This window comes from Gammaproteobacteria bacterium, from assembly GCA_036381015.1.
Classification (GTDB): domain Bacteria; phylum Pseudomonadota; class Gammaproteobacteria; order Steroidobacterales; family Rariloculaceae; genus ZC4RG20.
Map to the genome: position 1 here is coordinate 65045 of DASVDR010000024.1, position 12286 is coordinate 77330.

The window sequence follows — 12286 nt, forward strand, 5'->3', positions numbered from 1 at the left end:
CCTTCGCGCGCCCGAGCGGCGAGCCGCCGCCCCGGCACGCCGCCGAAGGGTCCGGTAGGATACTCTGTCGGCCGCTCGCGGGCGGCCGCTCGAGCGCCACGTTGGGAGAAGCATCATGCCGCGAGAAACCTATTGGGACGTGATCGATTCGCCGGTCGGCCCGCTGTGCGCGGTCGCCGACGGCGAAGGCTTTCTGATCGAGCTCCGTCTCGACGGCACGCACCCCGCCGGCGGGCAGCCCAAGCGGCTCGCGGCCGTCCGCGACCAGCTCGGCGAATATTTCTCGGGCCGCCGACGGGAATTCGACCTCCCCCTTCGCCCGCGGGGCACCGCGTTTCAGCAGCGCGTGTGGCAAATGCTGCAGACGATTCCGTTCGGCCAGCTGCTCTCGTATCGAGGGCTCGCGGAGCGGCTCGGCAACGCGGCCGCCACCCGCGCAGTCGGCCGCGCGAACGGCGCGAATCCGATCGCGATCGTGATCCCGTGCCACCGTGTCATCGCGAGCGACGGCTCGCTCGGCGGCTACGGGGGCGGCCTGAGGATGAAGGCGCAGCTCCTCGCGCTCGAAGGCCACCGGTACGAGGCGTAGAGGGGATGGCGCCGGCGCTCGCCTGCTATCGCTGCGGCGCGTCGCTCGCGGCGCTCTCGTTGCCGCTCTCGCGGCTCGACGAATGTCCGAGCTGCCGCACGCAGCTGCACGTCTGCCGCATGTGCGTCCACTACGCCCCGCGCCTCACGCGCGGGTGCGACGAGGACGACGCCCCCGAGGTGCGCGACCGGGAAAGCGCGAACTTCTGCGACTGGTTCGCGCCGAGCCCGCACGCCTTCGATCCGAAGGGCGCGGCCGCCGAGGCCGCGGCGCGGGCGGAGCTCGCACGGCTCTTCGGCGAGCCCGCCGGCGACGCGGCATCCGGCGGCTCCGAGGCTCCGAGCGCCGACGATCAGGCCCGGCGCGCCGCCGAGTCGCTCTTCAAGCGTTGAGTCGCTCCCGCGGGGGCGGGGCGAAACGATCCCGAGGGCACCGCACGCCTTCCGGCGCCGGCCCGCTCATTTTTCGTGCGGATTCTGCGCCGCGCGGCGAGCCTCGATCAGAGGCCGGCGCATGTCGATCGCGATCGTTCTCTCGGCGTTGCCGCCCACGGCGACATCGACGGGAAGATCGGCCGCGAGCGTCGGAAGATCGGCGTTCGTGACGGTCGTCGACTCGACGCCTTTGAGCTCGCGGTACTTGCGCTTCCAGAGATCGACGTTGCGCTTGAGCTCGACGATCGTGTTCGCATGCCGGTTGATCGTCGCCTCGAGCTGCTGAATGACCTGACGCTTCTCCTCGAGCCGGCTTTCGAGCGCCTGAGCGCGCTCCGCGTCGGCGCGCAGGCTCTTGACCAGGGACTTGCGGGCCTCGAGCTCGGCGCGCAACGACTCGACCTCGGCGGATTCCTCGGCAGCCTCCGTCGCGGCCGCTTCGCCGACGGCCTGCTCGAGCCGCCGGACCTCGGCCTGGAGCCGCGTGCTCTCGCGGCGCAGGTTCTCGAGCTCCCGGTCCTTGCGCTTCGATTCGCTCTTCAGCCGCTCGGTGCTCTCCGCATCGCGGCGCAGCGCGCGGATGATGTCCTGCTTGCTCTCGAGCTCCGACTTCAGGCGCTCGACCTCGAGCTCCCGATCGCGAAGCTCGCGGCGAAGCTCGGAAACGGCCTCCGCGTCGGCCTTCAAGGTCTCGATCAGCTGATCCTGACCGCGGAGCCGCTCGCCGAGGTCTTCGATTTCCTTGTCGCGCTCGACCGCCCCGTCGCGCAGCTGCTTGCGGCACTGCTCGAGCTCCGCGAGCACGGAGGACATCTCCGCGCCCCATTCGGCGAGGAGCTCGGTCAGGCGCTCACGCAGCGCGTCGACCGGAGTCTCTCGTGCAGCCATTCGCAACCGTGCCTTCCGCCGGCTCTATCCGCGGCTAAGTTGCCCGGTTTCCCTGAAAGTTGCGCTGACGTGCGTCACAACGGGGCGGCCGGCCGGGCGCGGCCGAACCGGGCGACGGGGGCGGCGCCGGCCGGGCGACGAGGGCGAACCCGGCCGGGCGACGCGGGCCGCGCGCCGGTGCGGGGGAGCGGAGCTTCACGCAGCCGGTCGGTCGTTCCCGGGGCCGATCCGCCCCCTGACGCGATCAGCGAAAGCGGCTTTGGAGGGCGGCGAGCGCGTCCCGCCCGGGGCAGAGCATGTCGAACGGCAGCTCGTTCAGCGGGGTCGCGACGGTCTTGTTGACCCCGTGCAGATCCGGATCGCCTTCGGCCATGTACAGGAGCCCGGTCACGATCTCCCCGGCGCGGTGGCGAGCCCGAATGTAGTCGATGGCGGCACCGCGGTTGTTCGGGTTGTAGTCCTTGCTGACCTTGCGCAGCAGCACGCGGCTGCCGTCGTGCAGCTCCACGGAGAGCACCTCGCCCTCGGCGTACTCCGCGGTGATCGGCTGCCGCGACGGGATGAAGTCCGCGTGCACGACGGCCCGACGGTACGCCCGCGTATACGCATAGCTCTTCGTCGAATCCTCGTGATCGTTGAACGTCACGCACGGCGACAGCACGTCGAGCAGCGCGAAGCCCCGGTGCTGAAGGCCCGCCTTGATCAGCGGCACGAGCTGCTCCTTGTCGCCGGAGAAACCGCGTGCGACGAACGTTCCTCCGAGGGCCATCGCCATCTGCACCGGATCGATCGGAGGCTGCCTGTTCTCCTCGCCCCGCTTTGCCTTGGAGCCGACGTCGGCCGAGGCCGAGAATTGACCTTTCGTGAGCCCGTAAACGCCGTTGTTCTCGATCACGTAGAGCATGTCGAGGTTGCGGCGGACGGCGTGCGCGAACTGTCCGAGGCCGATCGAAAGCGAATCCCCGTCACCGGAGACGCCGATCAGGTAAAGCTCTCGGTTCGCGGCGCACGCGCCCGTCGCGATCGACGGCATCCGCCCGTGAACGGCGTTGAAGCCGTGCGACGCACCGAGGAAATAAGCCGGGGTCTTCGACGAGCAGCCGATGCCGCTCATCTTCGCAACGCGGTGCGGCGGAACGTCGAGCTCGAAGAAAGCCTGAACGATGGCCGCGGTGATCGAGTCGTGGCCGCAGCCGGCGCAAAGCGTCGACATGCCGCCTTCGTAGTCGCGGATGGTCAGGCCGAGCCCGTTGCGGCGCAAACCCGCGTGGACGATCTTCGGCTTGGCGATGGACGTCATGCAGCCACTCCTTGCTCGCGGGCCCGCTCGACGGCCTCGACGACGAGACCCGCGTCCACCGGCAGCCCGCCGTAATGCAAAACCGCCTCGAGGCGCTCTTTCGGGCAATCGGTCTCCAAGGTCAGAAGCGCCTTGAGCTGCGCGTCACGGTTCTGCTCCACGACGAAGACGCGCTCGTGCGTCTCGAGGAAGCGCTCGACCTGACGGCCGAACGGGAACGCGCGGATGCGGCAGTAATCCACGTAGATCCCCTTGTCGGCCAGACGGTCGACGGCCTCGAGCACGGCCGGATCGCTGCTTCCGGCGGCCACGATGCCCCACCCGTCCGTCTTCGGATGCGTGCGGATCACGGGCTGGGGCACGAGCTCGGCGGCCGTGCCCCATTTGCGGCGCAGCCGGTCGACGACCTCCTGATACTCGCGGGCGTCTTCCGTGTACGTGCCGTAGCGATTGTGACCCGAGCCGCGCACGAAGTAGGCGCCCTTCGGATGCACGCCGGGCAGAGTCCGGTAGGGGATCCCGTCGCCGTCCACGTCTAGATAACGATGAAACGCCTGCGCGGCCTCGAGCTCGGCCGCGTCGAGCACCTTGCCGCGGTCCGGCCGATAGGCCGGATCCCATTCGAGCTCGTCGCACATCCAGTCGTTCATCCCGAGATCGAGATCGGACAGGAGGATCACCGGCGTCTGCAGCCGGTCCGCGAGGTCGAACGCGGCGACTGCGAGCTCGAAGCATTCACGCGGGTGGGCGGGAAAGAGGAGCACGTGCTTGGTATCGCCGTGGGAGGCATACGCGGCGGAGAGGATGTCGGCCTGCTGCGTGCGCGTCGGCATGCCGGTGGACGGGCCCACGCGCTGCACGTCGACGACGACGGCCGGCAGCTCCGCGAAGTATGCGAAGCCGAGGAACTCGCTCATCAGCGACAGGCCCGGACCGCTGGTCGGCGTGAACGCGCGCGCGCCGTTCCAGGTGGCGCCGAGGACGATGCCGATCGCCGCGAGCTCGTCCTCCGCCTGGATCACGCAATAGCGCCGCTCGCCGGTCTGCGGATCCGTCCGGAACCGCTCGCAGAACGACTTGAACGCGTCCATCACGGACGTCGACGGCGTGATCGGATACCACGCGCCGACCGTGGCGCCGGCATAGACGCAGCCGAGCGCGGTGGCCGTGTTGCCGTCGATCATGATCTTGCCGGCCGTGGCGTTGCGCGGCTCGACGCGCGTGGGGAGGGGGCAGTCGAAGGTCTCGCGCGCGTAACGGTAGCCGAGCTCGATCGCCTCGAGGTTGGCGCCGACGGCCGACGCCTTCTTCGCGAAGGTTTCCTGCACCAGCTGCTCGACGACGCTCCGGTCGAGGTCGAGCAGGGCGACGAGCGCGCCGACGTACGCCATGTTCTTCATCAGGATGCGCGTGCGCGCGCTCTTGAAGCGCTCGTTGCACATGCGCGCGAGCGGCACGCCGAGGATCTGGATGTCCGGCCGCGAAAGGAGCTTGTCGCGCGGCCAGGTGGAGTCGTAGATCAGCGTGCCGCCGGGGCTCACGTCGTGGAGATCCTGCACGTACGTTTGCGCGTTCATCGCGACCATCACGTCTACGCGGCCGGATCTGGCCAGATGCCCCGCCTCGCTGACCCTGATCTCGTACCAGGTCGGCAGCCCCTGGATGTTCGACGGGAAAAAGTTCTTGCCGCTGACCGGCACTCCCATGCGGAAGATCGCCTTCATCAGCAGCGAGTTGGCACTGGCCGAGCCCGTGCCGTTGACGTTCGCCAGCTTGATGACGAAGTCGTTTACCCGGTCTTCCTGCGGCACGGCGCCTCGCTCGCCGCGGTCTCGTCCGCGGCGTAAGGAATGATCAACGTCGACTTTTGCATGTCCCAGGCCCCGGTGGGGCAGCGTTCCGCGCAGAGACCGCAGTGAACGCACAGGTTCTCGTCTTTGACCATCACGCGACCGGTCTGCTTCAGCGCCTCGGACACGTACAGCGGCTGATCGGGCTCGAGGCGCGGCGTCTTCAGCCGCGTCTCGAGATCGGGCAGATCGCCGTTCTGGGTGATCGTGAGGCAATCCACCGGGCAGATGTCGATGCACGCATCGCACTCGATGCAGAGATCCGCGGTGAAGACCGTCTGGAGGTCGCAGTTGAGGCACCGCTCGACCTCGGTGGCGACCTGGTCGACGGTGAAGCCGAGCTCGACCTCGATGTCGAGCTTACGGAAGCGCTCCCTCAGGGATACGTGCGGCATCAGCCGCCGCTCCGACGGGTCGTAGCGGTTGCTGTAGCTCCACTCGTGAATGCCCATCTTCGCGCTCGACAGGTTGATTCCGCGCGGGAGCCGTTCGTCGAGCGGGCGCCCCTGGCAGCGCAAGTGGATCGAGATCGCGGCCTGATGCCCGTGCTCGACGGCCCAGATGATGTTCTTTGGCCCGAACGCCGCGTCGCCGCCGAAGAAGACGCCCGGAAGCGTGGATTCGAACGTGACCGGATCGACGACCGGCACGTCCCACTTGTCGAACTCGATGCCGAGATCGCGCTCGATCCAAGGAAACGCGTTCTCCTGGCCGATGGCGAGCACGACGTCGTCGCACGGAATGAAGACTTCCTCGAGGACGCGGCTGCCCGTGATTCGCCCGCGTTCGTCGAGGTCGTATTCGAGCTTGTCGAAGGTCATGCCGACCAGCTTGCCGTCGCGCAAGACGAACGCCTTCGGCGAGTGGTTGACGACGATCTCGACCCGCTCCTCCTCGGCGTCCTCGAGCTCCCAATCCGAAGCCTTGAAGAACTGCCGCGGCTTGCGCGCCATGACCTTCACGTCCTTCGCGCCGAGCCGGAGCGAGCTGCGGCAGCAGTCCATGGCCGTGTTGCCGACGCCGATGATCAGCACCCGCTCGCCAATCCGGTCGACGTGGCCGAAAGCGATCGACTCGAGCCACTGGATGCCGATGTGGATCCGGTCAGTGCCGTGCCGTCCCGGAAGCTCGAGGTCCTTGCCCTTCGGCGCGCCGCTGCCGACGAAGACCGCGTCGAAGCCCTGGCCGAGCAGCTCGCGCATGCTGTGGATGGGCGTCGACAGCCTGAGGTCGACGCCCATGTCGGTGATGTAGCGGATCTCCTCGTCGAGCACGGTGGCCGGGAGGCGGAACGCCGGGATGTTCGAGCGCATCAGCCCGCCGGGCTTGTCGAGCGCCTCGAAGATCACGCACTCGTAGCCGAGCGGCATCAGGTCGTTCGCGACGGTCAGCGACGCGCAGCCGGCTCCGACGAGCGCAATGCGCTTGCCGTTCTTCGCGGCCGGCGCCTTCGGCAAGCGCGCTTCGATCTCACCGCGATTGTCCGCCGCGACCCGCTTCAGTCGGCAGATCGCGACAGGCTTCTCCTCGACGCGCCCTCGGCGGCAGGCCGGCTCGCACGGACGGTCGCAGACGCGCCCGAGAATGCCGGGGAAAACGTTCGACTGCCGATTGAGGAGATAGGCGTCGGCGAACCTGCCTTGCGCGATCAGCCGGATGTACTCGGGGACGTCGGTGTGGGCCGGGCACGCCCACTGACAGTCGACGACGCGGTGGTAATACTCGGTTCCTTCGATCGGCGTCGGTTTCATCGGCTGCGGCCTCGTCCAAGGCGGCCACTGGCGCCGGCGGGAGATCGGGCAGGTTTTACGGCGCGCGCTCCGCGCCGGCGACGATACAGCATACGATACTCGACTCCGGCCGATCCGCTGCGCTTATGTTGAACCTGGGCGTGGGAGAGGCGGCCCTCAACGAGGGATGGGACGGTCGACGGATGTGCGCCGGCAGACTCCGAGCACGTTCGGCGCGCCGCCGGACCGCGAGCCGCGAGCGCTCGGCCTTCGCAGAGCGGCTCCTGCTTCGTCCATGCAACAACACGCTGTGGAAGGCGAATCGTTCATCGATATTTCGGGGGCTGGCGCGCCATTATAGACGTGGGTACCTGCGCCACAAGATCCACGCTCGACGAGGCGGCCGGCGCGCGGGCCCGGCGGAGGCCCGCCCGCCCCCGCTCGGGGCAGGAACCGGGCCCGCCTCGGGCGGTCTACATTCGACCGTTTCGTTCCTCCTTTCCCGGCGTAGAATGGCCCGGATGATCTCGCGACCGAGCAGTGCACGGAAGCGGCGCTGCGGAACCCTCGGCCTGCTGTCGCTCGGCGTTGCGTGCGTCACGTTTTCCCTCGGAAGCGTCGCGCAGCAGACGGAAGAGCCTCCCGCAGGCGGCACGGAGCCGGCGGCCGAGACCGATGCTTCGCCGCCGGAGAGCGGCGGCGGGCCTTCCGCGGACGAGGCCGCGCCCGGATCCGACTCGATCGGCGACGGCGCCGACGTCGAGGAGACGGCCGAAGCCGATTCCGGCCGGCAGCCCCACGAGGCCGGTTCGACCGGGCAGCCCGACGAAGGCGACGTCGCGAGCCTCGAGACGCAGCCTCCGGTCACTCGCCTCGAGGCGCTGCTCGAGCTGAACCGGCTCGCGGAGGAGGAGCGCTACGACGATGCGCTGCCGATCGCCGAGCGGTTCGTCGCGCTCACCGAGGACGAGTTCGGCGCGGAAAGCCTCGAGGCCGCGGAAGCGTATGCGCGGGCCGGCCGCGTTCAGAGCAAGGCCGAGGAGCATGAGCTCGCCGAGCAGAGCTACCTTCACGCCGTCGAGCTGATCCGTAACATCGACGGCACGTTTTCCGAGCGCGCGATCTCGCCGCTGATGGGCCTCGGCGACAGCTACCAGGCTGCGGGTCAGTACCTGAACGCGATTACGGCGTACAACGAGGCGCGCACGATCAACCGCCGCGTGTTCGGGCTCCTGAACGAGGGGCAGATTCCGATTCTCGATCGGCTCACCGAGTCTTTCAGGGGCCTCAATCAATACGAGGAAGCCGACGCTCGGCAGCGCGAGATTCTGCATCTCGCGGAGCGCAACTACGAAGAAGGCTCGCCCGAGTATCTCGAGGCGATCTATCGCTACGCCGGCTGGCTGCGGGAAAGCGGCCGCTACACCGACGAGCGCTCGGAGTACGCCCGGGCGATGCGAATCATTCGCGACCGCTACGGCAAGGAAAGCCCGTATCTCGCCCGCCCGCTCAGGGAGACGGCCAACAGCTATCGCACGCAGCGGCTGCTCGACAATCAGGGCATCAGCTCGCTCCGCTCGGCGCTCGAGCTCCTCGATCAGCAAGGCGGCGGCGATCCCCTCATCCGGGCGGAGGTGTTGCGCGACCTCGGCGACTGGGAAGTCGCGTTCAGCAAGGTCGAGCCCGACCTTTCGAGCTACCTGACCGCGTGGCAGCTGCTCGGGGAGGTCGAGAACGGCGACGAGCTGCGCGCGCAGTGGTTCGGCGAGCTCACCAATGTCTTTGGGGAGCCGATCAGCCAGCGCGGCTTGAGCGACGACCCGGACGCGCTGTCGGGATTCGTGATCGTGCAGTTCGGCGTCGACCGCTTCGGCAAGCCGGAGAACGTCCGGATCGCCAGATCCGAGCCGCCGGGCTTCAAGGACGAGGCGGTGCTGCGAGCGGTCAGGCGATGGCGCTTTCGGCCGTACATCGAGAACGGCGTGATCGTTCCGAAGGAGTCGGTCGCGCTTCAGTTCAACTACCGGTACCTCCCCAATGAAGAGGACGACGAGGACGAGGGCGAGTGACGGCCTCCGGCCGGTCCTCGGCTTGCTGTGGGCGCTCGCGCTCCCGGCCCTGGCGCAATCCCCCGACGACGCGCCGCCTCCCGCGGGCGCGGCGGCGGAGGAGCAGACGGCCGGCGTCGACAGCCTCCGACGGATCCGCGACGCCCTCGTCGCCGCCGGCGACTTCGACGCGGCGCTCGCACCCGCGCGGCAGCTGGTCGACCGGCTTCGCGCCGACGGCGATCCGGCCCTGCCGCATGCGCTCGCGCAGCTCGCACGCATCCAGGCCGAGCTCGACGACTTCGAGTCCGCCGAGCTGAACTACCTCGAAGCCATCGACCTGATCTCGACCGCCGAGGGCGAGTTCTCGATCACCCTCGTGGAGCCCTACCAGGGGCTCGGACGCACGTACATCAAGAACCGGCAGTTCGTCGAGGCGATCACTGCGCTCGAGCAGGCGCAGCACGTCAGCCAGCGCAACCTCGGCCTGTACAACGTGTCGCAATCGGAGCTGCTGGACGACCTCACGACCGCGCACCTCGGCCTCGGCGACACCGTGACGGCCGAGCAGCTCCAGGTCGAGCGGCTCGAGAACGCGGTGCGCCGCTTCGGGGAGAACGATCCCCAGGTGATCCCGTACCGCTACGAGCTCGCGGCGTACTACGAGCAATCGCGGATGCGCGGCGCCGCGCGGGAACAGTACGAGGAGGTGGTGGCGACGCTCGAAGCGCTGCCGGACGGCGGCGACGAGGCGTTGCTCGCACCCCTCAGGCGACTGATGCGCATCGAGCTCGTTCTCGGCGACACGGAGGACGCGCGGACGAGGCTGGTCGAGATTCTGAACCGCCGCCCCGACCTCCCTCCGGCCGAGCGCGCGCGCTCGCTCGTAGCGCTCGGCGACTGGGCCGTCGCCCGCAACGACCCGGAAGGCGCGCGGTCGTACTACGCCGACGCGTATGCGCTGCTTCGGGACGTCCCCGAGGAGCTCGAGGCCGCGTTCGCGCGGCCGGCGATGCTCGACTTCGTCGCGCCGCTGACGGACGTCGACCGCGGCACCCGCGCGCGCCCGTATACGTGGGGGACGATCGTCGTCGGGTTCGACGTCACGGCGAACGGCCGCCCGTCGAACGTCCGCATCGTATCGGCGCAGCCGCCGGGAGTGGTCGACGACGAGTACGTGCGGCGCGTCCGCGAGACGCATTTTCGGCCGCGCGTCGTGGACGGGGTGCCGGTCGCAACCACCGGCGTCCGCTTCACGCACTACTTCCGCTACTACGTCGACCCGGACGAGGACGACGAAGAAAGCTGAGCCGGCGGCCGCGAGCGTCCGATGCGTGCGATGGTCAGCGAACGCCCCGGTGCACCGCTCGTGCCGCACGACCTTCCGCGGCCGGCGCCCGCCGCTGACCGGCTGCTGATCGAGATCGAGGCCTGCGCGGTATGCCGGACGGATCTTCACGTCGTCGACGGCGAGCTGCCGGGGGTGCCGTATCCGGTCGTGCCGGGTCACCAGATCGTCGGGCGCGTGGCGAAGGACGGCGCGGCCGGCTCCTTCGCCGCCGGCGATCGCGTCGGCGTTCCTTGGCTCGGCTATGCGTGCGGCCATTGCCGCTATTGCGTCTCAGGTCGCGAGAACCTCTGCGACCGCGCCGCGTTCACCGGCTACACGCTGCCCGGCGGGTACGCGGAGTGCGTCGCCGTCGACCCCGCTTTCGCGTTCGCGTTGAGCGGCGAGGCTTCGGCAGCCGATCTCGCGCCGCTCCTTTGCGCGGGCATGATCGGCTATCGTGCGCTGCGCATGTGCGGAGAAGCCGAGCACGTCGGCCTCTACGGGTTCGGCGCGGCCGCGCACCTGCTCGCGCAGGTGTTGCGCCACCAGGGCCGCGCGTTCTATGCGTTCACGAGAGCCGGCGATACGGCCGCTCAGCGCTCGGCCGAGGCCCTCGGCGCACGCTGGGCGGGCGACTCCGACCGGCGTCCCGACCGGGCGCTCGACGCCGCGATCGTCTTCGCGCCGGTCGGCGCGCTCGTGCCGGCCGCGCTGCGCGCGGTCGCGAAGGGCGGCATCGTCGTCTGCGCGGGGATACACATGTCGGACATCCCGGCGATGCCGTATTCGCTTTTGTGGGAGGAGCGGCAGCTGCGGTCCGTCGCGAACCTGACGCGGGCCGACGGCGCCGAGCTGCTGGCCTTCGCCGCGCGCTTCCCGCTGCAGACGCGCGTCACGCGCTATCCGCTCGCGGATGCGAACCGGGCGCTCGAGGATCTGCGCGAGGGCCGCTTCACGGGCAGCGCCGTGCTTTGCGTCGACGCTTGACGCGGGCGGACGCGACGCGCGCGGGAGCGGCCGGGCCGCGCTCGCCTGTTCCGGCGCGCCGAAAGCCGGTAAGCTCGTCCTCCGAGTCGACGAGCGCGAGAGCCGACGTGGCGAACGGCAAGCAAATACTGTGTGTCGTCGATCCCGCCGCGGAAGAGCAGCCGGCGCGCGACCGCGCCGCTCGGCTCGCGAAGGCCTGCGGCGCGAGCCTGGAGCTCTTCGTCTGCGACTACGACCAGCATCTTGCGGGCGGCAAGCTCTTCGACTCGAAGAGCCTCGAGAAAGCGCGGCAAAGCCTGCTGCAAGAGCACGTCGAGCGGCTCGAGAAGCGCGCGCAAGCGCTGATCGAGCAGGGTCTCGACGTGACGGTGGATGCGCGCTGGGGCCGTCCGCTCGACCGTGAGATCGTGCGCAAGGTCGTCGAGACCCGGCCGCTGCTCGTGGCGAAGGACACGCGCTACCAACCCGGCCTGCGGCGCACGCTGCTGTCGAACGCGGACTGGAATCTGATCCGCTCGTGCCCGGTGCCGTTGCTGCTCGTCAAGCCCGGTCCGCTCGCGGACGTGCCGCAGATCGTCGCCGCCGTGGATCCGGTCCACGAGCACGACAAGCCGGCGGAGCTCGATCAGGCGATCCTCGCGTTCGCGACGGAGCTGACGACGGCGCTCCGCGGCCGCCTGCACGTGCTGCACGCGTACGATGCGGCGCCGTTGATCGCCGCGGCCGCCGCCGGGCCCGCGGGCGCCGTCGCGCCGATCCAGGAGGTCAGCGCAAGCCTCGAGCACGAGCATCGCGCGGCCCTCGACGCGCTCCTTCGCGGCTTCGCGATCCCGGCGTCGGACGTCCACTTCCGTCAGGGGGTTGCCGATCGCGTGCTCGTCGATGCGGCGGCCGAGCTTTGCGCCGATTTCGTCGTGATGGGCGCCGTGTCGCGGAGCGGTTTGAAGCGGGTATTCGTCGGCAGCACGGCCGAGCGTGTTCTCGACCGGCTGCCTTGCGATTTGATCGTCGTGAAGCCGCCGGGCTTTCAAGCGGCGCCGCCGGATTGACGGAACCGGCTGCGCGGGGGGGACAGTATGAATTTTTGTGAAGCCGGGGCCCGCGGCCCTTCCGGCGCTCTTCGCGCGGGC

Annotated in this window: 10 protein-coding genes; 6 read left to right on the forward strand and 4 right to left on the reverse strand. The window is 69.3% G+C overall.

The window, feature by feature from the left end; all coding sequences use genetic code 11:
• The first annotated feature begins 115 nt into the window (after window positions 1–115).
• Together VF329_08780 and VF329_08785 are read left to right on the forward strand one after the other, a co-directional pair.
• A complete protein-coding gene (locus VF329_08780) occupies window positions 116–589 on the forward strand; it encodes a methylated-DNA--[protein]-cysteine S-methyltransferase (protein ID HEX7081093.1) in 474 nt (157 codons plus the stop codon).
• A gap of 5 nt (window positions 590–594) precedes the next feature.
• Entirely contained in the window at window positions 595–981 is a 387-nt protein-coding gene (locus VF329_08785; protein HEX7081094.1) for a hypothetical protein, read from the forward strand.
• A gap of 66 nt (window positions 982–1047) precedes the next feature.
• Here VF329_08785 and VF329_08790 read toward each other — a convergent pair whose 3' ends face one another.
• The 4 genes from VF329_08790 to VF329_08805 all read right to left on the reverse strand — a co-directional run bounded on the left by VF329_08790 (window position 1048) and on the right by VF329_08805 (window position 6812).
• Window positions 1048–1911, reverse strand: a complete 864-nt coding sequence (locus VF329_08790) for a hypothetical protein (GenBank protein ID HEX7081095.1) — start codon at window positions 1909–1911, stop codon at window positions 1048–1050.
• 244 nt (window positions 1912–2155) lie between these two features.
• Entirely contained in the window at window positions 2156–3211 is a 1056-nt protein-coding gene (locus VF329_08795) for a 2-oxoacid:ferredoxin oxidoreductase subunit beta (GenBank protein HEX7081096.1), read from the reverse strand.
• Window positions 3208–5022, reverse strand: a complete 1815-nt coding sequence (locus tag VF329_08800; GenBank protein ID HEX7081097.1) for a 2-oxoacid:acceptor oxidoreductase subunit alpha — start codon at window positions 5020–5022, stop codon at window positions 3208–3210. Before VF329_08800 ends, VF329_08795 begins: the two co-directional genes overlap by 4 nt.
• Entirely contained in the window at window positions 5001–6812 is a 1812-nt protein-coding gene (locus tag VF329_08805; protein HEX7081098.1) for an FAD-dependent oxidoreductase, read from the reverse strand. The genes VF329_08800 and VF329_08805 overlap by 22 nt, the downstream gene beginning before the upstream one ends.
• A 500-nt stretch (window positions 6813–7312) precedes the next feature.
• Here VF329_08805 and VF329_08810 point away from each other — a divergent pair, with 500 nt between their 5' ends.
• The 4 genes from VF329_08810 to VF329_08825 all read left to right on the forward strand — a co-directional run bounded on the left by VF329_08810 (window position 7313) and on the right by VF329_08825 (window position 12205).
• Entirely contained in the window at window positions 7313–8860 is a 1548-nt protein-coding gene (locus VF329_08810) for a TonB family protein (protein ID HEX7081099.1), read from the forward strand.
• On the forward strand, window positions 8829–10148 hold the full coding sequence (locus VF329_08815) for a TonB family protein (protein ID HEX7081100.1): 1320 nt from the start codon (window positions 8829–8831) through the stop codon (window positions 10146–10148). The genes VF329_08810 and VF329_08815 overlap by 32 nt, the downstream gene beginning before the upstream one ends.
• A 21-nt stretch (window positions 10149–10169) precedes the next feature.
• Window positions 10170–11156: a zinc-dependent alcohol dehydrogenase family protein gene (locus tag VF329_08820; protein ID HEX7081101.1), complete on the forward strand. Its 987-nt coding sequence runs from the start codon at window positions 10170–10172 to the stop codon at window positions 11154–11156.
• 107 nt (window positions 11157–11263) lie between these two features.
• Window positions 11264–12205, forward strand: a complete 942-nt coding sequence (locus VF329_08825; protein HEX7081102.1) for a universal stress protein — start codon at window positions 11264–11266, stop codon at window positions 12203–12205.
• The last annotated feature ends 81 nt before the right edge of the window (window positions 12206–12286 follow it).